Here is a 24,327-nt window from a genome sequence, read left to right on the forward strand (position 1 = left end):
GGTCAGCCCTTCACACTGCCAGCGGATAGGCCTGAAAGCAGCGACTTTTGCAGGAAAAAGCCGATCAGCACCGGCGGCAGCGCCGCCAGCAACCCGACCGCCGAGATCAGTCCGTAGTCGGTAGCGCGGCCGGCTGCGAAGTCGGCGATCGCCACCGGCAAGGTCTTGGCGCGCGTATCGCTGGTGTAGAGCAGCGCGTAGAAGAACTCGTCCCACGCCAGCAGCAGCGCAAACAGCGCGGCGGCACCTGTCGAGGCTGCCGCCACCGGCAGTGTTATGCGGCTCAGGATCTGGAACAGGTTCGCGCCGTCGATTGAAGCGGCCTGTTCGATCTCCACCGGCACGCTGTCGAAACCGGATTTCATCAGCCACGTCACGAAGGGCAGAAGAATGGTGCAGTAGACGATGATCAGCGAGGTCACGTTGTTGAGCAGCCCAAGCGCGGAAAACACCTTGTAGAGCGGCAGGATCAGCGCCACGGGCGGCATCATGTAGGTGACGATCACCGCATAGAGCAGAGGCATTCGGCCGGGAAAGCGCGAGAACGAGTAAGCTGCGGGAATGCCGGCGGCGAGTGCGATCGCGGTTGCACTGAGCGCCACGACCACCGAATTGCGCAGCGCCGACAGGAAGGCCAGTCCGGCCGATCCTTCCTCCAGCGAGAACAGCCGCGCATAACGCGAAAAATCCGGCTGCTCGGGTATCCAGCGCAGCGGAATGGTGGTGAGGTCGTTGGCGTCCGAAATGCTCATGATGAACAGCCAGGCGACCGGCGCCAGGATGGAAGCCACGAACACGGCCACAGCGACATAGACCAGGATGGTGGCGGTCAGGCTGCGTCTCACGAGCGTTTCTCCCGCCGCACCAGCATGACGACATAGATCGCGATCATCAGCGCGCTCATCGCGGTTACGGTCAGCGCATAGGCAGCACCGCTGCCGGCGCGTAGGTAGGTGAAGGATTCCTGGTAGACGAAGAAGGACACCGTCTTGGTGGAGTCCGCCGGCCCGCCACGCGTCATGACATAGAAGATGTCGAAGACCTTGAAGGCTTCGATGGCGCGCAGCACCATCGCGACGCTGAGCGAGCCCATGATGCCCGGCAGTGTGATCTTCCAGAACCGCGTCCAGGCATTCGCCCCGTCCATGATCGCGGCCTCATAGAGATCTTTCGGCACCGTCTGCAGGCCGGCCAGTGCGATCAGTGCGATCAGCGGATAGTTCTTCCAGATGTCTGCTAGGATGACCATGTTCATCGCGGTTGCAGGATCGCCCAGCCAGGAGCGATACGCGTCGAGCAGGCCAATCTGCGTGAGCAGAGCGTTAAGGCTGCCATATTCGGGATTGTAGATGAGGCGCCACATCACTGCGTTGACGATTGTGGGCAGCGCCCAGGGCAGGATGAGCAGCGCCCGTACAAGCGTTCGGCCCTTGAATTCCTGGTTGAGCAGCAGCGCCACCAGCACGCCGAGCACCACTTCAATCGAAACCGACAGCACGGTGAAATAGGCGGTGTGGCCAACGGCGGCGCGAAAGTCGCTGTCATCGAGGATGTAGGCGAAATTCTCCAACCCGACCCATTGCCAGACATAGCCCTGGCCGGTGAGGCTGGCGTCGGTGAACGCCAGCCACAATGTGTTGAGGAGAGGAAAGGCCGTGACCAGCACCATGATGGCGATCATGGGCGTCAGCAGCAGCCAAGCCGTACGGTCCTGTTGGGCTGGGGCCATGACGGCTTTGCTCTCCCTCGAACGCCGCTGGCTTAACGCAGCCGACCGGCGGCCTTGGTCGCCGCCTTCATGGCGTCGTCCGTCGAAGCCTGACCGAGCAGCACCTGCTGGATGTCCTTCTGCAGGATCGACGACAGTTCCGGATAGGATGGCGTCATCGGACGCGCGAACATCACGCCGAGCGAAACCTTGGCGGCGTCAATCAGCTTTTCCTGCCCCTTCGTCACCGCAGGATCCTCATAGGAGGATTTCCAGATCGGCAGGCTGAGCTTGGCGTATTTGTTCTGCGTTTCCTGGGAAGTCATGAAGGTGATGAACTTCCATGCTTCCTCGGGATGCTTGGAGCCGGCCGAGATGCCCAGTCCCATCGATCCGTTGATCGCGGAGGCTTCGGCCTTGCCTTTGAAGCCAGGGGCCGGAACGATGCCGACCTTGCCGGCGACCTTGCTCTCCTTCGGGTCGTTGGCCATGTTGAACATATAGGTCCAGTTCATCGCGAAGGCGGCTTCGCCGGCCGAGAACACCTTGCGCACGTCCTCTTCCAGATATTCGCGCGAGTTCGGGTTGGTGACGCCATCGTCCAGCGTCTTCTTCATGTAATTGACGGCTTCGACCGAACCACCCGTATCGAATGACAGTTTGCCGTCCTGCATAAAGGAACCCTTGGCGCCGCCGACCATCGACGTGTAGTCGCAGATCAGCGCCTCAGCCTGGCTCCAGCTCCACACGATCGGATATTTGGCGATGCCCTTGTCCTTGATGATCTTGGCCTGCTCGGCCAGTTCCTCGAAGGTCTTGGGCGGTGCGGAAATACCTGCCTGCTTCAGCATGTCTTCGTTGTAGAACAGGTATTTGGTGTCGAGGATCCAAGGCATGCCCCAGATCTTTCCGTCATAGTCCACAGTGGTCCATGCACCGTCGAAGACCTTGTCCCTGTCGGCCTTCGGAACGCGAGCGGTGACATCCTGCAGAAAGCCCTTGGTGGCGAATTCCGGCGGCCAGATCACATCGAACAACACGACATCATATCCGGAAGAGCCGGCGCCCTGAGCCGCCACGATCTTGTCGTGCAGTGCCTCGTAGGGCACGAATTCCAGATTGACCTTGAGGCCCGGATTGGCATCCTCGAACGCCTTGGCCATCGCCTTGGTGTCGTCCTCGCTATAGGCGGCCTGCTTCATGAAAATGGCGTTCAGCGTCACGTCCTCGGCGAACGCCGGAAGCGACTGGTGGACCAGCAGCGCAAGCCCGCAGGCCGCGCTCTTGAAGAAGCTGTTCATTGATTCCTCCCGATTGGTTGGCCATCCAGCCCATGCGGCTCCGACAGCCACGCAGACTAGACCATGTGAAATTAATTAAATCAAGTTGATTGGCTTATATTTTCCTTCATAATCAACGGAACTCGCGTAGAGAGTTTACATGCCCCTCAAGAGACCCGTCGCCGGCACCAATCTCGAACAGGCCAAGTCGCACAATCGCCGCGTTGTCATCGAGGCGGTCAGGACGAATGGCGCGCTCTCGCGCGCCCAGATCGCGCGGCTTACAGCCTTGAGTTCACAAACCATTTCCAACATCGTCGATGAGTTGGAACGCACTGGGCTGTTGCGTGCGGAGGCGACGCAAAAAGGTGCGCGCGGACAGCCTGCCGTCCCTTATTCGATCGATCCCAACGGGGGCTATTCGATCGGCCTGCAGCTCGACCATCAGACCGCTGTCGGCGTCGTCACCGACCTGTCCGGCACGCTGCGCTCACGCATCGAACGCAAGGTTGACAGGCCGACGCCGGCAGAGGCGATGCCGCTGCTGGCCGCCATGACCGACGAGCTCGCACGTTCCTTCCCCTTTGATCGAAGCCGACTGCTCGGCGTCGGCATGGCGATGCCTGGCCCCTTCGATGTCGAAGGCATGACCTCAGTCGGCCCGACCGCCCTACCCGGCTGGCAGGATTTTCCGGTAGCGGGAGAACTGGAGCGCTTGACCGGCCTGCCGGTAACCTTCGAAAACGACGCCACTGCCGCTGCCATCGGCGAACGGCTCTACGGCGTCGCCAAGAACCTCACGACCTTCGTCTATCTCTTCATCGGCACGGGCCTGGGCGCCGGCCTGTTCCTCGACGGACACCTCTACAAGGGCAGCCGTCACAATGCCGGCGAGATCGGCCACATGATCGTCAAGCCCGACGGGCTCGCCTGCTTCTGTGGCAAGCATGGTTGCCTGGAACGCTACGTCTCGTTGCGCGCGGCCTATGATTGCCTCGAAATGCCGGATCCCGACCACGCTTCATCGGACAGGCTGGACGAATTGCTGGCTGCCGGCGACGAGCGCCTGCTGGCCTGGGCCGACCAGGCGGCAGCGCCGCTGAGGCAAGCCATCGACGTTCTGGAACTCGCTTTCGATCCGGAAACGGTGGTGCTGGGCGGCTTCATGCCGCTCGCCGTCATAGAGCTGCTGGCCAGCCGGCTGGAACCATTGCATCTGTCGGTCTCGTCGACGCGTGCGCGCACCGTGCCTCGCGTCGTGATCGGTGCGGCAGGCAAGGACACCTCTGTCCTCGGTGCCGCTGCGTTGCCCATCTTCTCCGAGACCAACCCACAGTTCGACGTGCTGCAAAAACCGCTCGACTGAGCCAACTGCACACGACTGTGACAACGCCAGCAATTTTGCGCAACGGGCGGCGAAGGCGCAATTGCGGTGCTTGCCGTCCTGGCAGGATTGCATGATCGTTGCCTCGTCGTTCAAGTCGACAGGAGAGGATCATGAAGGCAATGAGCTTTGTGCGGCTCGCCGCGTTCGGTATCGTGCTCGCAGCAAGCGGCGCCGCATCGGCAGAGGAACCTGCATTCTGGAAGTTTTACGAACAGTCTCTGAAGACAGCCAAATACATCGATCTCACCCATGCCTTGGCGCCGGTGCAACCGGTTTGGCCCGGTTTCGGCCCGGCCAAATTCAAGCCGGCCGTGGCCGGCGCCGACATCGAAGGCTACGTGAAGAAGGGGGAGGAATTCACTTATGAGAAGCACGGCTTCGTCGCCAGCGCTTATGACCTGACCACCGACCAGTACGGCACTCAGCTGGACCCACCCTCACACTGGAATCCGAAAGGCGCCACCATCAGCGACCTGCCGCCGACATTCGCAGTAAGGCCGCTTGTGGTGATCGACATCAGCGACAAGGTGAAGACCGACGAAGGTTATCACCTCAAGGTCGCCGACATCGAGGAATGGGAAAAGAAACATGGCCGCATCCCGGAGGGTTCGGTCGTGTTCGTGCGCTCCGACTGGTACAAGAAATGGGGCGAGCCGGAACGCTTCGCCAAGGCGCCGTTTCCCGGAGTAAGCCTCGACGCGCTGAAGTTCCTGCACCTGGAACGCAAGATCTTGTTTCACGGCCACGAACCGCTTGACACCGACACCACACCGAACCTCGAGGGCGAATATTGGCTGATGCACAACAATTTCGTGCAGGCCGAAGGCGTGGCCAATCTCGACAAGGTACCGGAGGCAGGTGCGCTGGTGACGATTGGCTTCGCCAAACCCCAGGGCGGTTCGGGCGGCTATGCGCGCTACATCGCGATTGCGCCGGCCGATTGGCCGGAAGGTGTTTCAGTCAATGATGCGCCCGGCGCCCCGCTGCCGGAACAGAACGCCCCGCTGAAACGCGACAAGGATGGCGTGTTCCGCCCGGCACCCTAACGACCGCGCCGTGCAGGCAAGCTTCCATCTTCCCGACGAGGAAGATGGAAGCTTGGATCATTCACGCGGCTGCGGTGATGCCGTAGAGGATCGGCATCAAACCGGCGAGCGCCTTGAAACGCTCCCATGACTTGCGTTCAGGCTTCGTCCAGCCGGTCTCGGCCAGCGCGGAGATGCGCGGGAACACCAGCCGGTCGAACACGCCGCGATCGGTCATCGGTTCCGACCAGATGCAGCATTGCACGCCGAGGAAGTGCTTCTTCTGTTCGTTCGTCCAGCCCTTGACTGGATCGAATTCGTAAAGCGTCTCCGGCTCCGACCAGCCGGCCCATGCCGCGCCCGGCTCGGACCAGGCCGGGCTGTTGGCCATGTCGAGATAGTAGACCTGGCCGGGACAGACGACGATGTCGTAACCGCGCCCGGCGAGCGCCGCCGATATTTCCACGGAACGCCAGCCGTTGAGGAAACACTTGTCCTTGTCGATGACGTCGCCGTGCGCTGCCTCTTCCCAGCCACCGGTGATGCAGCCACGCGAGGCAAGGAAAACCTGCACGCGTCGCAGAAACTCAGCCTGCAGCACGGCGGCACCCGAGCCGTCGATCTCATCTGCATTGTGCCGATTGGTGATGACGTTGACGCGCTTGGCATGCGCGGCAGCAACCTCCGCGCCGGTCATCTCAGCAAGCCTCTTCAGCGCTTCGGGCGAACCCGACCAAGCGCCGATCGGCACTTCGTCGGCGCCGACATGGATGCGCTTGTACGGAAACAGCGCGATCACCTCGTCGAGGATGGTTTCGAGTACGGTGTAGGTTTCCTCCCGCGCCGGGTTGAGGCAATTGTTGGGGAAACCCTGTACCGAATAGTACATGCCGTGCTCGGCCGGATCGCGCAGTTCCGGGATCGCCTGTAGCATCGCGTAGCAGTGACCGGGAACGTCGATCTCCGGGATCACCTCGATGCCGAGACGGCCGGCCAGCGCAACGATTTCGCGCACTGAAGCCTTGCTGTAATAGCCGCCGGTTCGCTCCGGCCCAGAACCCAGCAGTGGCGGCAACGGCAGGCCATGGCCGCGCCAGGCGCCGATGCGGGTCAGTTCCGGATACGCGTCGATCTCGAGGCGCCAGGCTTCGTCGTCGGAAAGGTGCCAGTGGAAGCGGTTGAGCTTGTTCCAGGCCATGATCTTGAGGAAGCGGCTGACCTCCGCCGTACCGTAGAATTGCCGCGCCACGTCGAGATGCGTGCCACGCCAGCCAAGCGACGGTTCGTCCCTGATCTCGCCCTCCAGTGGAAAAAGGAAAGTCTCGGGATGATGGCGCGCGCCGCGCAGGATCTGTCCCAAGGTGATCAGGCCGTAGAGCAGGCCGGTCCGCGTCGCGGCGGAGATCATCACGCGGTCGCCAGCGAACCGGATGGCATAGGCTTCCGAGGCGAAATCGTCGGCGAGGACAAGGGAAACCGGCAAGCCCCCCTCGCCTTCCGGTCGCACGATGCCTTCCACCGGAAACAAGCCTTCGACCAGCTCAGCGAAGGCGGCTGCGGCAGCCTTGGCCTCGTTGCCCTTGGCCTCGATCGCGAGGCCTTGTGGCACCGCAATGCGGCCCGAGACGGAAACACTGTTCGGCCAGGGCACGATGGCGACAGGCACCGGCGCCACATGCGGCACGGGATAGATCTCGGCACCCCGCTTCAGCGGCGCATTGTCACCCTTGGCCTGGGTCGGGGCGACTGACACTGGCACGGTGGTGCCGTCGGCAAAGGCGACATAGGCGGTGTTGGCGCCATCTGTCCAATGGCGAAGCGGATAGGAAAGCCCGCGCGCGGTCACCGTCCATGAAGCTCCGGGCTCCAGCACGAAGCCTTCGGGCGGCGACAATTCGGAATGGTTGGAGAGCCGCGCGGTCAGGCTGCCGCCTTCGACGACAGCTTCAGGATCGATGCGGCCGGGACCGTTTACGCAAAGCTTGAAGCCGGTGACAGGTTTCGCCGAAAGATTTGTCAGCGTCAGCGAATAGGCAAGGCTTTCGTCGTCAATGGCGGGGGTCCAGTGGGTTTGCAGGCGGAGGGCTGATTTCGGCTGGATGGTCATGTCGAACTTTCAGTCTGGCAAACGTTGCGTTGGAGGTTCTTCTTCGCGCTTCCGTCCCCTGGCCGGACCTTTCCTTGCGGGAAAGGGGAAGCTTCCGGCGCCATGCCCTGCCCGCCACATCGGCAAGCCGGCGCATTATTCATGAGACGGTGGCGACTTCAACAGTCCGGCGTAGATGCCCGGTTCGGAGTTGGGGATCATCGTGGCGCCCACCGTGCGCTCGTAGAATTCCGAAGGGCCGACATCGCCGATGATGGCGTAGCCATAGCCCATCGTTTTGAGATCAAGCAGCGAGGCAAGCAGCAACGCATGTCCGATGCCGCCCCCTCTCGCCGCCTTGTCGACACCGGTCGGGCCGAAAAACCCGCGCGCGATCGATTCATGACATGAAAAGCCGATCAGCTTTTCATCACGTGTCGCGAGAAAGCAGGTTGGCGGCTGGCGCATGATGGCAACGGCCGTCTCACTCGACCAGCCGACGCCGAAGGTCTTGCGTACCCATGTGGTGACCAGTTCAAGCTCCGGCGCCAAGGCCCGGCGGATGGTGACCCTTGCCTTGTGCATGCGCTCATCCAGCGCCGGGTCCGGTTTCAAGAGGGAAAGATTGACCAGATAGTCCATACTGTTCTGCCTCACGCGCCGAGTGCGCGAATGAAATGGGTGGGACCGACCTGCTCGATGGTATCGGAAGCCGGCCGGCTGATACGGCGGACTTCTTCCGCATGTCTGAGAAAACGCGCGCTGTCGCCCGGCACGAAAGGCCTGTCCGGATCCGGTACTGCTGAGAGCAGCAACTTGGTATAAGGATGCCTGGCGTTCCGGATCACTGTCCTGGTATCGCCCCACTCCACCATCTGGCCGGCGAACATGACGATCACTTCCTCCGCGACATGTGCCGCTGTCGCAATGTCATGGGTGATGTAGAGCAGCGCAAGTTGTCTTTCGCGCTTGATGCGCGACAGCAGTTCCAGGATGCCCAACCGGATCGACACGTCGAGCATCGAGGTCGGTTCGTCTGCCACCAGCACGTCCGGCCGCACCGCGAGAGCGCGCGCAATGTTGACGCGTTGGCGTTGGCCGCCGGAAAGCTCATGCGGAAACTTGGCGGCCGTCACTGCCGGATCGAGCCCCACCGAGGTAAGCAGATCGGCTACGCCTTGCACTTCCTCCGCCTTGTTCCTGGCATGCCCGTGCAATTTCAGCGGTCGCGCCAGGTGGTGCTGGATCGAAAAGACAGGATTGAGCGAAGCGAACGGGTCCTGGAACACCATCTGCATAGCGCGCCTGTAGGCCGCCTCTGCCGCCTTCTCGCCGGGATGCGTGATGTCACGGCCGCGGAAATACATCTTGCCGGCCGTCGGTTCGTCCATGCGGGCAATGATGCGCGCGCATGTGGTCTTGCCGCAACCGGACTCGCCGACCAGCGCAAGCGCCCGGCCGGGCTTCAGCGCCAGTGAAATGCCGCGCAATGCCCGAACAGCACCAAAACTGCGCTGGATGCGGTCGAGCCGCACCACGGATTCGCCCAGTGCCTCGGCACCATCGACGGTAAGGCTCGGCTGCGCGTTCATGCCGCCGCTCCGTGACCTGGCAACTGCGGGATCGACCCCCAAAGCCTGCGTGTATATTCGTGTGCCGGTGCACGGCTGACCTGCCGAACATCGCCGACCTCGACCAGTTCGCCCTTCAGCATGACGCCGACGCGATGGCAAAGCTGCGCCATCAAATGCAGGTCGTGGGTGATGAACAGAACCGAGAAACCGTGACTGCGCTGCAGGTCGATGACCTGCTCCAGGATCTCGCGCTGCACCACCACGTCGAGCGCCGTCGTCGGCTCGTCCATGATGATCAGCTCCGGCTGCAGGGCAAGGCAGATGGCAATCACGATACGCTGCCGCATGCCGCCGGAGAATTGATAGGGATAGTCGTCCAGCCTTGATGTCGGAATGCCGACCAGCTTGAACATCTCCTCGGCGCGAGCGCGCGACTGCGCCTTGGTCGCCCCGGTATGGCGGGCCAGCACGTCGTGGAACTGCGCCACCACCCGCATCAGTGGATTGAGCGAATTCATCGCGCTCTGGAAGACCATGCCGATACGCCGCCAGCGCACCTTCTGCAGCGCGGCTTCCGGCAGTTTCAACAGATCCTGATCGTCGAGCAGTATCTGGCCGCCCGCCACCCAAGCCGGCGGCTTTGACAGGCGCGTGATTGCATAGGCGATGGTGCTCTTGCCGCAGCCGGATTCACCGGCGAGCCCGAACAGTTCGCCGCGACCGATGTCGAAGGACACGTTCTTCACGGCGCGGAACGCGCCACCGTCCGTCAGGTAGTCAACGTCAAGGTTGCGGATCTGGAGCAGTGGCACGTTCATGGTGCAGCCCTCAGTTCACGGGCGCGAAGTCGGTTGAGCCGCAGCCAGCGGCTGAGCGCGGGGCCGGAGCGGAGCTGCGGATTGGCGATCTCGTCAAAGGTGAAATTCAACAAGGCCAGTCCCAGCCCGACGATCGCAATGCCGATGGCAGGCGCACCGATATCCCACCACGCACCGACGATGATCGCCGAGGAGTTCTGCGCATTGTAGAGCATGGTGCCCCACGTCACGTTCAACGGATCACCGAAACCGAGATATTCCAATGTCGTCTGCGCCACGATCGCATAGATGATCGAGCCGACCAGGTTGATGCCGATCAGCGGCACAAGATTGGGCAGGATTTCGACGAAGACAATACGCCACCAGGGTTCGCCGACCATGCGCGCGGCGACGACGAACTCGCGACTTTTCAGCGACAGGGTTTGCGCCCGCGTCATCCGTGCGCCCCACGGCCAGGACGTGAGCGCGATGATGGCCATGATCGCCATTGGCCCGACGGTGCCGGCGAATGACGCGAGCAGGATAAGCAGCGGAATGTTTGGAATGACCAGCACCGCATTGGTGGTCAGATCCAGCACCGCGTCGGTGCGGCCGCCGAAATAGCCGGCAATCAAACCGATCGCGGTCCCCAGCGCAGTGATTGCCAGCCCAGTGGCGAAGCCGACCGCCAGTGACGGCCGCGCGCCCCAGACGAACTGTGAATAGACGTCACGTCCCATCTTGGTCGTGCCGAACACATGTTCGGCGGTAGGCGGTTGATGCGAACGGCCGACGCGCTGCGCGGGATCGCCAGGCGCCAGAACCGGTGCCAGCAAAGCCGTCAGGCAGAGCGCTGCGATGATGATGAAGCCGGCCACAGCCTTCTTCTGACGCAGGAACAGCCTGAGACCCGAGCTCATGTCCGCCCCTCCTGCACCCTGGGGTCGACCACGCCATAGAGGATGTCAACCAGCAGATTGGCGCCCAGCGTGGCCATCGTCATCAGCAGCAGCTGGCCCTGGATCACCGGATAATCGCGCGCCACGCTCGCCGTGAACAGGGTCAGGCCCAGGCCCGGATAGTTGAAGACGATCTCGGTGACGATCGAACCGCCGAACACTGCGCCCAACATGAGCGCCAGATTGGTCATGACCGGCAACATGGCGTTGCGCGCCGCATAGCTGAACATCACCGCACGGTCACCGAGACCCTTGGCGCGCCCCATGGTGACGTAGTCCTCCCCCAGAACGGAGATCATCGAGGAGCGCATCGTCGTCTGGAATTCGCCGATCATATAAGGCGAAAGCGTCAGCACAGGCATGATGGCGTGCCAGAACACGGATCCGAAGAAGGTGAAGTTGATGCCTGGGTCAAGGCTGGGGTCATAAGCGTAGCCCACCGGGAACCACCGTAGCGTCACGCCGAAGGCGAACAGCGTGGCGAGCGCGATGATAACCGGCGGGACCGCGATCAGCACGACCGAAAAGGGCGAGACGAACGCATCGAAGCGTCCGCCTCGCCGCCAGGCTGCCACTGCGCCAAGGGAGACGCCGACGCAGAGGGAGAAAATGACAGCCGTAACCACCAGGAAAGCAGTCCAGCCGGCTGAACGGGCCAGTACTTCGGTGACGGTCTGCGGATAGTATTTGACCGACACACCGAGATCGAAGGTGGCCAAGCCCTTCAGATAGTCGATGAACTGCAGCCATATTGGCTGCTCGACAGCGCCGAAGCGCGCTTTGATCGCTTCGATCGCTGCTGGCGTTGCCCGTGGCCCGAGCTGGGCGATCATGCTGTCGACCGGGCTCCCCGGCATCAGCCGGGGAAGCGTGAAGTTGACCACGATGGCAAACAGGAAAGCGGCCAGATAGACCCCAAGCCGTCGAAGAGGTATCCGCATCGCCGCTATCCCGTCGCCGATCCCTCCCGGTTATTGCACTGGCTTCAGCCGCAGCAGATGCACAAGCCGCAGGCGGTTGTTGTCGTGGTCTTCCGGGTTCATCACCGGTTCGTCCTTGGTCACCCAGCCGGTGAAGCGCTTGGTCGAGTACTGGAACCAGGTCGGCCCGTTGAACACCGGCACTACGGGGAACTCCTTGGCGACGATCGACTGTACCTCGTCGAACAGCTTGTGGCGCTCTTCCTCCGTCGTCGCCTTGCGGTAGGCGTCGAAGACCTTGTCCAGTTCAGGATTGGAATAACGCGACGGTGCTGATGTGATGCGGCCTGCGAATGGCGTCGACAATGACTGATAGTAGCCGCGGAAGGGCGTCGGACCATCGGCGCGGGAATTCATGACCGCATCCAGCGTGCCGTCCAGGATCTGCTTTTGCCATTGCTCATATTCCGGCGTCGCCACCGAGGCGTTCACACCGATCTTGCGCAGTCCCTCAACGCCGATCTGCACGGCATCGATCCAGTCCGTCCAGCCATTCGGCACAGCGATGGAGAAGGCAATCGGCTGCCCTTTCGGCGTGGTGCGGAAGCCATCGGCACCTTTCTTGTAGCCGGCATCGTCGAGCACCTTGTTGGCCTTGTCGATGTCGTAGGCCATCCACACGTCATGATTGCCTTCAGCCGCCTTGTTGCGCCAGGATTCGAAACGTGGCGGCAGGCCGGACGCATGCAGGTTCACCACCGGATAACCGAAGCCGGCAATGTCGACCATCGCGGTACGGTCCATCGCCAGCGAGAAGGCATGGCGGAAGTTGATGTCAGCGAAGGCCTCGGCATTGCCCGCGTTCTTCGTCTTGAAATTCATCTGGAAGGCGACCGTCTCGGCGGGCGGCTGCCAGTAGCCGTTGTTCTTCGGGTCAAGTGCGACGTAGGTCTTGTCGATCTGCGGAATGAACGATCCGATCCAGTCCATCGATCCTTCAGGCAGCAGCGCCAGCATCTGGTCGTTACCGGAAATCTGCGGCAGCTTCAGGCAGTCCACCTTGAGGTTGGCGGCGTCCCAGTAGTTCGGGTTGCGGCACTGCTCATAGACTTGCGGCGTGAAGCGGCGGACCTCGGTCATCGGCCCCGAACCGACCGGCTTCTCGTTCTTGAAGGCAAGCGGATCCTTCACGTCCTTCCAGATGTGCTCGGGCACCATCGGGAAATCGGCCAATGTTTCCGGGAAATGCGTGTCGACGGCCTTGAGATTGATCTTGACCTCCGTCGGCGACGGCGTCTCGACGGAAGCGACGGTTTCGCCGACGCCGACGGTGTCGACCGCTGGATTCTTCAACATCATTTCCAGCGTGAACTTCATGTCCGCCGAGGTCAGCGGCTTGCCGTCGGACCATTTGACGCCGTCGCGCAGCGTGTAGGTGATCGATTTCAGATCATCGGAAAACTTGTAGGCCGTGGCGAGACGCCAGATCGGCTTGCCGCCGTCATAGTCATTGAAGATGACCAGCGGCTCGTAGATGAAATCCATCGTGCTCTGGCGGCGGCCGCCGAGATCGAAGGGATTGAAATTCTGCACCCAGCTGGTCTGCTCCTCGATATGCATGGAGAGCACGGCTTCGGCCGAGGCGGAGGTTGTTTGAACGGTCAGCCCGGCTGCCGTGGAGAGTGCTGCGAAAGCGGCGCCGGCGAACAGACGCCGGAACGATACAGCTCGGCGCAAAGAAGACGGATTCGTACTTTTGGCACGCATGGTTTCAGTTCCCCTGGTTGGAATTGACCCTTCCGCTCTTGCTGGCGGATAAGATAAATCAATTTGATTTATGGTTATGAGTGAAGCCACTCCTCGTCAACCGTGAAAACGTCCCATCTGCGAAAAAATCGTTTTAACATAAGGGTTTGCGGGAAATGTGGGCGCGCCCAATGCCGCCCGGAATTAAGGCAGTCAGACCGAAAATCCCAACATGCAGAATGGCTTAAATTGGGCGGTTTGAGGATTGCCTCACAATCATGCGGCAGGTGGAGAATCTTCCTCAGCCAGTATCAAGCCCGATCGCGCCCGCCACTCAGGCGCGAATTATTCCACACGCATAGATTGCGGATTGCACGAAGCACGTGGATTTTGCCCGCCCGCTTTTGCCTAGGACCGGCCCGGGCCGCTTTTTTCGAAAGAGCGCTTAGAGCGTTCCCGCAGAGGATCGAACAGTCGCCTCCGTAAACCTCAACCGAGCTTGTGCAACGCAGCCTGGTGGATCACCGAACTCCAGCTGTTGGTCGAGGCGAGATGACAATAGACCAGCGTCAACGCACCGGATTTCCTCAAATCGAGGAAGGCCTCGTCGCCCAGCTTGTTGAAGGCATCCTCATCGACGATCTTGAAGTCGGTCAGGTTCAGAACCTCGCCATTCTCCAGCGTCACCGTGCTGCGACGCTCGACGAACAGCCCGTGCGCGGCGATCTTGTCGACCATTGTGCGAGTGGCAGCAAAGTCCATCTGGTATTGGTTGCAGAAGGCGAGCGCCTGCCTGGTCACCTCCGTCGCTTCGGTGCCGGCGAAGAAAGGCGCAACCTTGTCGCCGCGCGCCGCCGCCTGCTCGACCACCCGGTCGCTGGCTCGGTCCACGCACAGCGCCAGCCGTCCGCTGCCCTGCCCGCCATCGTCGGCGAGGATGAAGGGATAGCGTCGCGCATAAGCGGGAATGTAATGCGGCTTTGCCCACTGGCCGTCCTTGTCGACGAACAGATTCTCACCTTGCCTGAGGCCGGTGATGACGACTGGCTGGTTAGCCGGCCCGACAAAGACGATCGGATAGGAGCGCATGGCGGCCGGCATCTCCCCCGTCACCACGGGCAGTGCATGCGCGGCGCGCGTAAACGAAAAATCAGCCCGCGCAGCGAGGCCGAGCGAACCGTGGCGGTCCGGGTTCATCGCCTCCGGCTTCGAATAGAAAAGCGGCAGCGCATCCGCGGCTGGAGCTGTTGCCACACCATTCTCAGCAATCATGCCATATCCCCTCAAGCCGGCGCAGATCGATGGCTGTCCAGCCTTCACGACGCGTTCCAATCCGGCAGCGTCTTACGCCATCGGCCGGGAAAAAGTCCATCCGCCGCATGATGGCTGGACAGGAACAGACCCAAGAATGGTCAGAGCGCAGACCCTCGGCGCAGACTATTCTCGCACCGCCCTGCCCGCCTTCTGCAGCAGTTCGAACGCCTGGAACCGTTTCGCGTGCCAGCCGGTATGGGCAGCATTTGGCTGGCAGGTTTCACCGAGCTCCGACATCGCGGACATGGCGGCCGCCATGTCCTGGAAATGATCCGCTGCGACGGCGCCCAGGATGGCGGAACCGAGCAGAACCGGTTCCGGCGAAGTCGAGGCGGCAACGGCCAGCCCCGTCGTATCTGCCAGAAGCTGGCGTACCAATGGGCTCTGGCCAGCACCGCCACTCACCACGATGGTGTCGGTCACAACACCCTTCTCGGCCAGAACGCCGACGATCTGGCGCGCCCCGTAACCGAGACCGCAGATGCCAGCGAGATAAAGGCCAACCAGTCCATCGAGGCTGGTGTCCATGCCGATGCCGGCGATCACCCCGAGTGCCTCGGGATCGGCGAACGGCGCGCGGTTGCCTAGGAATTCCGGCACGACATGCAGCTTGCCGATGAGTTCAGGCGCACTGGAGGCTCCGCCGCGCTTGCCGGCCTCCGCCGCCAGCCATTGGCTGAGGCTCATCCCAGCCGTATTGGCTTGCGCTTCCGCCTCGGCTGAAGCCGGGTGCATGCGCACCAGATGATCGATTGCGGCTCCCGCGGCAGACTGGCCGCCTTCATTCAGCCACTGCCCGGGCACCATGGCCGAGAAATACGGTCCCCACACACCATCGACGAATGCCGGGTCGACGGTGGTCGACATGGTGCAGGCCGAGGTACCGAATACATAGGCCATGCGCGACAGTACGCTGCCGGCGACGCCCCGTGCGCCCACAGTGCCGATGCCACCGGCATGAGCGTCGATCAGACCAGCTGCCACCGGCGTGCCTTCCACGAGCCCCATGTCATGCGCGGCCTCGGCTGTGAGGCCCCTGCCCAGCGCCGTGCCGGCCGGCACGACTTCCGTACCGATGCGGCGGAACTGCTCGTCGGCCAGCGCGCCAAGTCCGACCGCCCGGAAATAGCGCTCGTCCCAGCGCTGCTCATGCGCCAGATAGGTCCACTTGCAAGTGACGGTGCAGACCGAGCGGGCAAGGCTGCCGGTCGACTTCCAGGTCAGGAAATCGGTCAGGTCCATGAACTGCCAGGCATTCGCAAAGGTCTCGGGCTTGTGCTCGGCGAGCCACAACAGTTTCGGCGTTTCCATCTCGGGCGAAATCGCACCGCCGACATAATTGAGCACCATCTCGCCAGTGCGATTGATGCGCGCGGCCTGCTCGGTGGCGCGGTGATCCATCCATACGATGATGTTGCGCTCGACCTCGCCGGTTGGCCCGACGCCAAGCGGTTGACCACCCTCGCCCAGAACCACCAGCGAACAGGTGGCGTCGTAGCCGATACCGGCAATCGACGGCGCCGGCACGCCTGATTTGGCGATGGCTTCGCGCACACTCGCCGCAACCGCCTGCCAGATGTCGTTGCTCGATTGCTCGACGATGTCGCCTGCTTCGCGAAACAGCGCAATGTCGCGCTTGGCTGACGCGAGCATCGCTCCGCTCGCGTCGAACACGCCGGCACGCGCGCTGCCGGTGCCGACATCGATGCCGATAAAATGTTTTGCCGAAGTCATGCGAGCACCCGCGATAACGAGAGAAAGGAAAGAACGCCGCCGATGGCGTTCGGGATCAGAGGTCGTTGCTCTGCGGCAGGATCACCAGGTCGCGGATAGTGATGTTGCGCGGCCTGGTCAGCATGAACATCACCGCTTCGGCCACCTCTACGGGCTGCATCAGTCCGCCGGCCGCCAGTTCATCCTCCAGCTTCTGCTTCGGCCAGTCGCTGATAAGCGCCGTAACCACCGGGCCGGGCGCCACCGCCCCGACGCGCAGGCCATGCTTGGCCACCTGGCGGCGCAATGTGTGGACAAAGGCCTGGATGGCATGCTTGGAGGCGGTGTAGATCGGCTCCCACACCACAGGTACCAGGCCAGCGATCGAGCTGGTCACGACGATGTCCCCGGTCTTGCGCTCGACCATATGCGGCAGCACCGCGTGGATGGACCGGAACGCCGCGTTGATGTTGAGGTTCAGCATGCGGTCCCAGGCGTCGGGATCCCCGTCAACCACCTCGCCGCCGACATAAGAACCGGCATTGGCATGGAAGATGTCGAGCTGGCCGGCCTTCTCCAGGATCTGCGGCATCATGCCCGCCACGCTCTTCGGGTTCATGAGGTCGACCACCACGGGGAACGCCTGGGCCCCAAGTTCCTCGCTGACTTGCCTCAGCGCATCCTCGGCGCGGTCGACGAGCGCGACCCGCACGCCGGCCGCCACCAGATGCCTGGCGCATTCCAGGCCGATGCCCGATGCGGCGCCGGTGATCGCCGCGACTTTTCCGGTAAGGTCCTGAGCCATTTCAGCCTCTTGTTCTGTTAGGTTTGCTTGGGAGCTAAAGCAATTCCAGGAAAGGTGCGTAGCGGTTTTCCGCCCGGAATTGCGTAAAAACAAAACTAGAGCGTTTCCGTGAAAAACGGAAACGCTCTAGGATCAGGCGCGGCCGTGCGACACACGCGATCTGCGCGCCAGCGAGTCGACGATCACGGCGATCGCCAGAACGGCGCCGGTGATCATGTAGCGAAGCGACGACGACAGATCGAGCAGCGTCAGCCCGCTGGCGATCGACTGGATGACGATGATGCCCAGCAGCGCCGAATAGGCGCTGCCGCGCCCGCCGAACAGGCTGGTGCCACCGATTACCGCCGCAGCGATGGCGTTGAGGTTGACGTCACCTGTGCCGGCCTGCTGGCTGGACGACGCAAGGCGCGCCGCGGCCAGGATGCCGCCGGTGGCTGCCAGCGTCGAGCACAGCATGAAGGCGGTGGTGTAGATATAGCGCACATTGATACCGGCGCGCCGGGCGGCCTCGCGGTTACCACCAACGGCATGCATCGAACGGCCCCATTTGGTGCGTTTGAGCGCGTAGTTCATCGCCACGACCAGGCCGACGAACAGGCCGAACATCCATGGGATGCCGCGTGAGCTGTTGAGGTAGAAGACGATGGCTTCCAGCACGACGACGATGGCGACGGCGCGCGCCACCAGGCTTGCCGTCGACTGCGCCGAAAGGCCCGCTGCACGCCGCCGCACAGCCTCGCGATAACCTGTCCAGAAGACGCCGATCCCGGCAATCGCTGCCAGCCCGTAGGAGACCCAGTCGGGCATAACCATCAGCTGCCCGAAATTCACCAATGCCGACTCGTATGGCAGGTTGATCGAACCGGTCGAACCCAGCAGGTAGAGCTGCAGGCCAAGCACGGCGAGCAGGCCGGCCAGCGTCGAGACGAAGCTCGGCATGCCGAACCGGTTGAGCAGCAACGCATAGATCAAGCCGATGACTGCGCCCGCCGCCATGGCGGTGACGATGGCGAAACCGACCGGCCAGCCCTGGTTGACCCACAGCACGCCGACCAGTGCCGAAGCGAAGCCGCTGACGGAACCGACGGACAGGTCGATCTCACCCAGCATCAGGATACAGACGATGCCGAGCGCGATGACGCCGACCGTCGAGCAATCGAACAGCAGGTTGACCAGATTATTCGCCGAGAGGAACACTGGGTTGAGGCTCTGGAAAACCGTCCAGATAATGGCGAGCCCGACAATGACGGGCAGTGAGCCGAGATCGCCCGACCGCACGCGGTCGAAAAAAGCGCCGACGGCACCACTTAAGCCTTCAGCATGTTTCACACGCACATCGGCGCGGTCGATAAGCTGCGCCTGCGGCGCGCTTTGCGTGGCTTTGTCGGTCATGGCTGGCTCTCCTGAGCATGCGCGCTTTGTGCCTGACGGCGGCTTGCGCGGCGGGAAACCGAGTTGTTCTCCGCGCCGGTGATTGCGCTGACCAGTTCCTGGTTGGATGCATCGGGAAGGAAGATGCCGTTGTTCTTGCCGAGCCTCAGCACGACGATGCGGTCGGCAACGGCGCGGACGTCTTCCATGTTGTGGCTGATCATGATCACGCCGAGGCCGCGATCGCGGACGCGTTCGATCAGGTCAAGCACCTCCGCCGTCTGAGCAACGCCGAGGGCGGCCGTCGGCTCGTCGAGCATGATCAGCTTCGGGTCGAGCAGCAGCGAGCGTGAGATCGCAACCGTCTGGCGCTGACCGCCGGACAGCGAGGCGATCGGTTCGCGCACACTCGGAATGCGCGCCGAGAGTTCGTTGAGCAGCTTCCAGGCCTTGATCTCCATCGACACTTCGTCCAGCCGCAGCGGGCTGAGTTCCTTGCCGAGAAAGATGTTGGCGACCACGTCGAGGTTCTCGCACAATGCGAGATCCTGAAAGACGGTGGCGATGCCGAGATTGAGCGCTGTCGCCGGATCGGACAGAACGACGGGCTCGCCCTTGAAGGTAATGGTTCCCGATGTCGGCTGATGCACGCCGGCAAGGACCTTGACCAGCGTCGATTTGCCCGCGCCGTTATCACCGACAAGGGCGACGACTTCGCCGGCATGGACGTCGAGGTCGATGTCGGTCAGCGCCGAGACTGCGCCGAATTGCTTGGAGATGCCGCGCAGGCTGAGCACAAGCTCACGTGCCGAGGCCGGCTCCTGTGATGTTCCCGTCATGATGCAAGCCTTTCCAAGAGTTTCCACACCCGAGATGGGGTAGTGCCGCTCCGCCTGAAACGGCGGAGCGGCACACCACGACTTGGTTACTGGGTGATGCCGAGCTTCTTGCAGCCTTCGGCATAACGGCCGGTGCAGAGCTGTTCGGGTGTTGCGATCTTCTTGTCGATGATCTCCGCCTTCAGGTTCTCCTGGGTGACGACCACAGGCACGAAGAGCTGTGACGGCGTGTCGAACAGCGTGGTTTCAGCCTTTGGCGTCTCACCCTTGAGGAATTGGACCGTGACATTGGCCGCGGCCGCCGCGACGATCTCGCTCGGTTTGTTGATCGTGTTGTACTGGTCGCCTGCAATGATCAGTTGCAACCCGGCCAGCGTGGCATCGTTGCCGGTGATCGGCGGAACCGGGTCGAAGCCGCCAGCTTTGAAGGCTGCGATCGCGCCGCCAGCGGTACCGTCATTGGCAGCGACCACGCCGAGGATATTCTTGTCGAAGCGCGTGATCTGGCCCGCAGCCCACTGCTGCGCCTTCGGCGGTGCCCATTCCGGCGTGTCGTATTCTGCCAGGATCGGATAGCCGCTATTGTCGAGGCCGGCATGAATGCCTTTTTTGATCAACCCGGCAGCCGCATCCGTCGGCGAGCCGTTGATCTGCAGCACGCCGGTGCCTTCGCCGGCCTTCACGCCCTTGTCTTTCAGATGCTTGACCAGCGAGTCGGCGATCGACTTGCCGATGGCCTCATTGTCGAAGGATACATAAAAGTCGGCCTTGGCTTCGGGGATCGGCCGGTCATAGGCGATAACCTTCACGCCCTGTGCCTGCGCCTGTTTGACCAGCGAGGTGGCGGCGATGGAATCGACCGGATCGATGACGATGACCTTGGCGCCCTGCGAGATCATCGAGTTGAACTGCTGTTGCTGGCGTGCGGCATCGGCATCGGCGTTCTGATAGAGCACCTTGCAGGAGGCACAGAGCTTTTCCATCTCGGCCTTGAAGCCCGGATAGTCATGCTCTTCATAGCGGGTCGAGGCCTGGTCCGGCATCAGGAAGGCCACGGTGGCGCCATCGGCGCTCTGGGCAAGTGCCGAGCCGCCGGCGAGAGAGAGGGCCAGCATCGCGAGGCCCGCCGTTTTCCATGAATGTTTCATTGCATCTTCTCCCTTGGACGATATGACAATGGGTGATCTGAAGAGCTGCCCTCCCAGGCAGTGCGAATCCGTCGGCTATCCGGCCGGCTTGCGTAGTGGCTTCATGCCATTCCGCAGCGCCGGAGGCGGCCTCGGGACAAAGCTTTCCCATCGCGAGCGGCATGCGACCGCTCACGTTGTTGATTCTTCTGACGGTGTTCCTCCCTGGTCCTCCATGCTGGGCGGCCTCAGCCGCGTTGACAGGCGGCTATTGCCGCGTTGATTCAGGCGGCTTTCGCCGCGTTGATATGGTCGATCGTCAACCGTCGGAAGCGCGACGGCGTCATGCCCTTTTCGGCCAGGAACTGGCGGTTGAAATTCGACAGGTTGTTGAAGCCGACCTCGAAGCAGATGTCGGTGATCGGCGCCTCTTCGTCGCTGGTCAGTATCTGGCAGGCGAGATTGATGCGTAGCCGCTTCACATACTGCACCAGCGTCATGCCTGTATGGCGGCGGAAGGCGCGCGAAAAAGCGGAGGTCGACTGCCCGGCAATGCCCGCCAGATCGGCTTCCGTGAACGGATTGGTCAGGTTCTCGCGCAGATAGTTGAGCGCCTTGTTGATGCCGGCCGACATATAGCCGGACGGATCCGGTAAGTAGTTTGGGCTGGCCAGCATGCGTGCACCGTGACCGCGGCTGAGCAGGCCGGCGACCGCCATGAACAGTTCGATGCGGCGCACACCCTGCGCCTTCATCAATTCCTCCATCACCGGAGCGATCTGCCGGCTGGTCTCGGCTGAAAACAGCACACCACGCCGCGCATGCTCCAGCACCGGCGCAAGCGCTGCGAGTTCCGGCAACACACGCATGGTGTCGCCGATGAAGCTTTCATTGAACTGCAGGATGCGGCAGCGCAGCGGAATGGTCGATCCCTCGGGGATATCGCTCACCCAGTTGTGAGGCAGATTGGGACCGGTCAGCACCAGATTGCCGGGTTCGAACTCGCCGATGAAATCGCCGACGAAATAACGACCGGCCGTGGCGACCACGAGATGGAGCTCATATTCGGGATGGAAATGCCAGCGCACCGTGTGGAACGGATAGCCGTGCGACCAGGCCTTGAATGACTCGCCTTGTCGAATCTGGACGACTTCCAGGTCCGGACCCATGTTTGTTTCCTCCGGGCGCAAGACGATCTAGCCGCCGCGACCCTTTCCCAATCGGCTGGATGTGCTCCAGCTCTGACCTTCGAAACAAACGCTAATCCCCACGCCGTAACGACGCCACCACGTTTGGACAGTTGCAATGATACTTTTTTGACCTTGATCGGTAAAGATATGCAGGTGTCGCTAAAATATGCACCCGACGCCGCCAGTTCGCACTGGTTTTGCCACCATTGGTTAAGCATTGATTTACCAATGCAGGCGGCAGCTGTGATTGGCGAAACGAAACGTTTCGCCTCGAAACGTCGAGTCGCATAGCCCCGAAATCGGTCGGGCTCATCGCAAAGGCGGCCCATGGCGGACTCGGGCAACACGGTTGCTCTGGGCCGTGATGGGTCCGATCACCCTTTGGGGACGGCTTACGCCCCAGCATCAGCCCCATTCATAACGATCCATATATGCGATCGGCCTCAGATATCATTTTACCGAACCGTGCGGTTGGGCGATGGTGCCCCTTCTGGTCAGGATCAGGGTCTGGACACCACCCTGCCCCACCACCAACCTGGACACCGAATGCGAACACAGGTCGTCATTGTCGGTTCCGGCCCTTCGGGCCTGCTGCTTGGCCAGCTCCTGACCGGAGCCGGCATCGACAACGTCATCCTCGACCGTGTCGGCAAGGACTACATCCTCGGCCGCGTCCGCGCCGGCGTGCTGGAACAGGGCACGGTTGATCTCATGGGTAAAGCCGGTGCGGACGCCCGCCTGGCGAATGAAGGCCTGGTGCATGACGGCTTTTCCATCGCTTTCGATGGACGCGACCATCGCATCGATCTTGCCGGTCTCACCGGCAAACATGTCACCGTCTATGGTCAGACCGAAATGACACGCGACCTGATGGCCGTACGCGAAGCCGCAGGCACGTCGACCCTCTACGAGGTTGAAGATGTCACCTTGCAGGGTTTTGATACCGACAACCCTTTCGTGACCTATAGAAAGCACGGCGTTACCGGACGGATCGATTGCGACATCATCGCCGGCTGCGACGGCTTCCACGGTGTCAGCCGTCGTTGTGTTCCGGCCGGCGCGATACGAACCTTCGAACGTGCCTATCCCTTCGGCTGGCTGGGCGTTCTGGCCGAAGTACCGCCTGTCAGCGACGAGCTGGTCTATGCCAGGCATGAACGCGGTTTCGCGCTCTGCTCGATGCGCTCGATGACACGCTCGCGCTACTACGTGCAGGTGCCCGCCGAAGAACAGGCGGAAGCCTGGAGCGACGATCGCTTCTGGGATGAGCTGCGCAACCGGTTGCCCCGCCATCATGCCGAGGCGGTGACCACGGGACCCTCGTTCGAGAAATCGATCGCGCCGCTGCGGTCCTTCGTAGCGGAACCGCTACGCTTCGGCCGCCTCTTCCTCGTCGGCGACGCCGCTCATATCGTGCCGCCAACAGGCGCCAAGGGGTTGAACCTTGCCGCCAGCGACGTGCATTATCTGTTCGAGGGCCTGCGCGACTTCTTCCTCGAAAAATCGTCGGCCGGCATCGACGCCTATTCCGAACGTGCGTTGGCCAGGGTGTGGAAGGCGGTACGCTTTTCATGGTGGATGACCACCCTGCTCCACCGCTTCCCCGACAGCAGCGATTTCGAGCGCAGGATCCAGGACGCGGAGCTCGACTATCTGACACATTCGCAAGCGGCAGCGACGGCGCTTGCCGAGAACTATGTCGGATTGGCTTTTTGAGCGGCGGCCGCGTTCAGCGCGCGGTTGACCAGGCGAACCAGAGTGCAACCGCCGCCAGCAGCAGAGACAAGATCTTCCTGACGGGCTTTTCCTTGCTCGGATCATTCAGAGCTGGTTCAAGCGTACCAGCCAACCCGACAATCACCAGATGGACCAGCGTCGCAACGACCACATACATCACCGTCAACATCAGCGCCTGCCATACGGGATCGAGCGCCGGGTCGATAAAGGTTGGCAGAACGGAAACGTAAAATACGCCCGCTTTGGGATTGAGCAGATTGGTGATCAGGCCCCGTTTGAAATAACGGCCTCGATCGACCGCCACGTTTGAAACGATGTCCGTGCCCTTGGTCCATCCTTCCCATGCCAGGTAGAGCATGAAAATGACGCCCGACCACCGCAGCACCTCGTAGAGCACCTTTGACGCGTGGATGAGTTCGGCCACTCCCAGGGCCGCCACCAAGCCGATGATCGCCAAACCAAGCGCGATACCCGACAGAATCGCTATGCCGGCCTTCCTTCCATCCGCGGCCGACACCAGGGCAAGATAGGTCATGTTGGGCCCTGGGGTCAGTTCAACCAGCAACGCCATGACCAGGAATGGCGCCGTCATCGGTGGTAAGATCTGAGACAGTTCCACTACGAAATCACACACCGCAAAGGGTTCGAGCACGCAAATTCGTACACCAAGGGCATTGGAATGCACCAGATTGCTTGAGGAAAAATAGACTTGGACGCCTGTCGTTTGAACGACCGGCACCGTGCTTGCT

Annotated in this window: 21 protein-coding genes; 3 read left to right on the top strand and 18 right to left on the bottom strand. The window is 61.9% G+C overall.

Features of this window, described 5'->3' with window-relative positions; genetic code table 11:
• Positions 1-2: 2 nt before the first annotated feature.
• The 3 genes from AO692_RS01985 to AO692_RS01995 are packed head-to-tail and all read right to left on the bottom strand — an operon-like array spanning position 3 to position 3,009.
• The gene (locus tag AO692_RS01985; RefSeq protein ID WP_054308335.1) at positions 3-845 is read right to left on the bottom strand and encodes a carbohydrate ABC transporter permease; all 843 of its coding nucleotides are present in this window, start codon (positions 843-845) and stop codon (positions 3-5) included.
• A complete protein-coding gene (locus tag AO692_RS01990) occupies positions 842-1,729 on the bottom strand; it encodes a sugar ABC transporter permease (protein ID WP_054308336.1) in 888 nt (295 codons plus the stop codon). Before AO692_RS01990 ends, AO692_RS01985 begins: the two co-directional genes overlap by 4 nt.
• A gap of 32 nt (positions 1,730-1,761) precedes the next feature.
• The gene (locus AO692_RS01995) at positions 1,762-3,009 is read right to left on the bottom strand and encodes an extracellular solute-binding protein (RefSeq protein ID WP_054308337.1); all 1,248 of its coding nucleotides are present in this window, start codon (positions 3,007-3,009) and stop codon (positions 1,762-1,764) included.
• Positions 3,010-3,148: 139 nt separating this feature from the next.
• Here AO692_RS01995 and AO692_RS02000 point away from each other — a divergent pair, with 139 nt between their 5' ends.
• Entirely contained in the window at positions 3,149-4,354 is a 1,206-nt protein-coding gene (locus AO692_RS02000; RefSeq protein WP_054308338.1) for an ROK family transcriptional regulator, read from the top strand.
• 140 nt (positions 4,355-4,494) lie between these two features.
• Positions 4,495-5,421, top strand: a complete 927-nt coding sequence (locus tag AO692_RS02005) for a cyclase family protein (protein WP_244483231.1) — start codon at positions 4,495-4,497, stop codon at positions 5,419-5,421.
• Positions 5,422-5,482: 61 nt separating this feature from the next.
• On the opposite strand, the gene AO692_RS02010 is transcribed toward AO692_RS02005, so the two are convergent.
• From AO692_RS02010 to AO692_RS02075, 14 genes are all read right to left on the bottom strand, one after another.
• Positions 5,483-7,507, bottom strand: a complete 2,025-nt coding sequence (locus tag AO692_RS02010; RefSeq protein ID WP_054308340.1) for a beta-N-acetylhexosaminidase — start codon at positions 7,505-7,507, stop codon at positions 5,483-5,485.
• A 135-nt stretch (positions 7,508-7,642) separates the two neighbouring features.
• Entirely contained in the window at positions 7,643-8,128 is a 486-nt protein-coding gene (locus AO692_RS02015) for a GNAT family N-acetyltransferase (RefSeq protein WP_054308341.1), read from the bottom strand.
• Between the two features lie 11 nt (positions 8,129-8,139).
• The gene (locus AO692_RS02020) at positions 8,140-9,078 is read right to left on the bottom strand and encodes an ABC transporter ATP-binding protein (protein WP_054308342.1); all 939 of its coding nucleotides are present in this window, start codon (positions 9,076-9,078) and stop codon (positions 8,140-8,142) included.
• Positions 9,075-9,878, bottom strand: coding sequence for an ABC transporter ATP-binding protein (locus tag AO692_RS02025; protein ID WP_054308343.1), 804 nt, complete (start codon positions 9,876-9,878; stop codon positions 9,075-9,077). The genes AO692_RS02020 and AO692_RS02025 overlap by 4 nt, the downstream gene beginning before the upstream one ends.
• Complete coding sequence (locus AO692_RS02030; RefSeq protein WP_054308344.1) at positions 9,875-10,777, bottom strand: ABC transporter permease; 903 nt, start codon at positions 10,775-10,777, stop codon at positions 9,875-9,877. The genes AO692_RS02025 and AO692_RS02030 overlap by 4 nt, the downstream gene beginning before the upstream one ends.
• Entirely contained in the window at positions 10,774-11,757 is a 984-nt protein-coding gene (locus AO692_RS02035) for an ABC transporter permease (protein WP_054308345.1), read from the bottom strand. The genes AO692_RS02030 and AO692_RS02035 overlap by 4 nt, the downstream gene beginning before the upstream one ends.
• Positions 11,758-11,787: 30 nt before the next feature.
• Positions 11,788-13,503 carry an ABC transporter substrate-binding protein gene (locus AO692_RS02040; RefSeq protein ID WP_082407169.1) on the bottom strand — a complete coding sequence of 572 codons (1,716 nt, stop codon included), beginning with the start codon at positions 13,501-13,503 and terminating at the stop codon, positions 11,788-11,790.
• Between the two features lie 468 nt (positions 13,504-13,971).
• Positions 13,972-14,754 carry a SapC family protein gene (locus tag AO692_RS02045; RefSeq protein WP_152979668.1) on the bottom strand — a complete coding sequence of 261 codons (783 nt, stop codon included), beginning with the start codon at positions 14,752-14,754 and terminating at the stop codon, positions 13,972-13,974.
• A gap of 165 nt (positions 14,755-14,919) precedes the next feature.
• Positions 14,920-16,530, bottom strand: coding sequence for an FGGY-family carbohydrate kinase (locus AO692_RS02050; protein ID WP_054308346.1), 1,611 nt, complete (start codon positions 16,528-16,530; stop codon positions 14,920-14,922).
• Positions 16,531-16,585: 55 nt separating this feature from the next.
• Positions 16,586-17,314 carry an SDR family oxidoreductase gene (locus AO692_RS02055; RefSeq protein WP_054308347.1) on the bottom strand — a complete coding sequence of 243 codons (729 nt, stop codon included), beginning with the start codon at positions 17,312-17,314 and terminating at the stop codon, positions 16,586-16,588.
• Between the two features lie 132 nt (positions 17,315-17,446).
• Positions 17,447-18,706, bottom strand: a complete 1,260-nt coding sequence (locus AO692_RS02060) for an ABC transporter permease (RefSeq protein WP_054308348.1) — start codon at positions 18,704-18,706, stop codon at positions 17,447-17,449.
• Positions 18,703-19,524 carry an ATP-binding cassette domain-containing protein gene (locus AO692_RS02065; RefSeq protein WP_054308349.1) on the bottom strand — a complete coding sequence of 274 codons (822 nt, stop codon included), beginning with the start codon at positions 19,522-19,524 and terminating at the stop codon, positions 18,703-18,705. The genes AO692_RS02060 and AO692_RS02065 overlap by 4 nt, the downstream gene beginning before the upstream one ends.
• 86 nt (positions 19,525-19,610) lie before the next feature.
• Positions 19,611-20,672 (bottom strand): sugar ABC transporter substrate-binding protein, encoded by a 1,062-nt coding sequence (locus tag AO692_RS02070; RefSeq protein WP_054308350.1) that lies wholly within the window; start codon positions 20,670-20,672, stop codon positions 19,611-19,613.
• Positions 20,673-20,935: 263 nt separating this feature from the next.
• Positions 20,936-21,820 (bottom strand): AraC family transcriptional regulator, encoded by an 885-nt coding sequence (locus tag AO692_RS02075; RefSeq protein WP_054308351.1) that lies wholly within the window; start codon positions 21,818-21,820, stop codon positions 20,936-20,938.
• 567 nt (positions 21,821-22,387) lie between these two features.
• On the opposite strand from AO692_RS02075, the gene pobA reads away from it, so the two are divergent.
• Positions 22,388-23,557 (top strand): 4-hydroxybenzoate 3-monooxygenase, encoded by a 1,170-nt coding sequence (gene pobA / locus AO692_RS02080; RefSeq protein ID WP_054308352.1) that lies wholly within the window; start codon positions 22,388-22,390, stop codon positions 23,555-23,557.
• A gap of 13 nt (positions 23,558-23,570) precedes the next feature.
• Here the strand turns inward: pobA and AO692_RS02085 are convergent, their stop codons facing one another.
• Complete coding sequence (locus AO692_RS02085; protein ID WP_348271438.1) at positions 23,571-24,317, bottom strand: LysE family translocator; 747 nt, start codon at positions 24,315-24,317, stop codon at positions 23,571-23,573.
• Positions 24,318-24,327 lie beyond the last annotated feature (10 nt).

It is taken from the genome of Mesorhizobium sp. 1M-11, assembly GCF_001303895.1.
GTDB lineage: Bacteria > Pseudomonadota > Alphaproteobacteria > Rhizobiales > Rhizobiaceae > Mesorhizobium.

What these genes read in the sequence shown, in the direction of transcription:
- AO692_RS01990 (WP_054308336.1), bottom strand. Translation starts at nt 1,729, where the DNA reads ATGGCCCCAGCCCAACAGGACCGTACGGCTTGGCTGCTGCTGACGCCC.
- AO692_RS01995 (WP_054308337.1), bottom strand. Translation starts at nt 3,009, where the DNA reads ATGAACAGCTTCTTCAAGAGCGCGGCCTGCGGGCTTGCGCTGCTGGTC.
- AO692_RS02000 (WP_054308338.1), top strand. Translation starts at nt 3,149, where the DNA reads ATGCCCCTCAAGAGACCCGTCGCCGGCACCAATCTCGAACAGGCCAAG.
- AO692_RS02005 (WP_244483231.1), top strand. Translation starts at nt 4,495, where the DNA reads ATGAGCTTTGTGCGGCTCGCCGCGTTCGGTATCGTGCTCGCAGCAAGC.
- AO692_RS02010 (WP_054308340.1), bottom strand. Translation starts at nt 7,507, where the DNA reads ATGACCATCCAGCCGAAATCAGCCCTCCGCCTGCAAACCCACTGGACC.
- AO692_RS02015 (WP_054308341.1), bottom strand. Translation starts at nt 8,128, where the DNA reads ATGGACTATCTGGTCAATCTTTCCCTCTTGAAACCGGACCCGGCGCTG.
- AO692_RS02020 (WP_054308342.1), bottom strand. Translation starts at nt 9,078, where the DNA reads ATGAACGCGCAGCCGAGCCTTACCGTCGATGGTGCCGAGGCACTGGGC.
- AO692_RS02025 (WP_054308343.1), bottom strand. Translation starts at nt 9,878, where the DNA reads ATGAACGTGCCACTGCTCCAGATCCGCAACCTTGACGTTGACTACCTG.
- AO692_RS02030 (WP_054308344.1), bottom strand. Translation starts at nt 10,777, where the DNA reads ATGAGCTCGGGTCTCAGGCTGTTCCTGCGTCAGAAGAAGGCTGTGGCC.
- AO692_RS02035 (WP_054308345.1), bottom strand. Translation starts at nt 11,757, where the DNA reads ATGCGGATACCTCTTCGACGGCTTGGGGTCTATCTGGCCGCTTTCCTG.
- AO692_RS02040 (WP_082407169.1), bottom strand. Translation starts at nt 13,503, where the DNA reads ATGCGTGCCAAAAGTACGAATCCGTCTTCTTTGCGCCGAGCTGTATCG.
- AO692_RS02045 (WP_152979668.1), bottom strand. Translation starts at nt 14,754, where the DNA reads ATGATTGCTGAGAATGGTGTGGCAACAGCTCCAGCCGCGGATGCGCTG.
- AO692_RS02050 (WP_054308346.1), bottom strand. Translation starts at nt 16,530, where the DNA reads ATGACTTCGGCAAAACATTTTATCGGCATCGATGTCGGCACCGGCAGC.
- AO692_RS02055 (WP_054308347.1), bottom strand. Translation starts at nt 17,314, where the DNA reads ATGGCTCAGGACCTTACCGGAAAAGTCGCGGCGATCACCGGCGCCGCA.
- AO692_RS02060 (WP_054308348.1), bottom strand. Translation starts at nt 18,706, where the DNA reads ATGACCGACAAAGCCACGCAAAGCGCGCCGCAGGCGCAGCTTATCGAC.
- AO692_RS02065 (WP_054308349.1), bottom strand. Translation starts at nt 19,524, where the DNA reads ATGACGGGAACATCACAGGAGCCGGCCTCGGCACGTGAGCTTGTGCTC.
- AO692_RS02070 (WP_054308350.1), bottom strand. Translation starts at nt 20,672, where the DNA reads ATGAAACATTCATGGAAAACGGCGGGCCTCGCGATGCTGGCCCTCTCT.
- AO692_RS02075 (WP_054308351.1), bottom strand. Translation starts at nt 21,820, where the DNA reads ATGGGTCCGGACCTGGAAGTCGTCCAGATTCGACAAGGCGAGTCATTC.
- pobA (WP_054308352.1), top strand. Translation starts at nt 22,388, where the DNA reads ATGCGAACACAGGTCGTCATTGTCGGTTCCGGCCCTTCGGGCCTGCTG.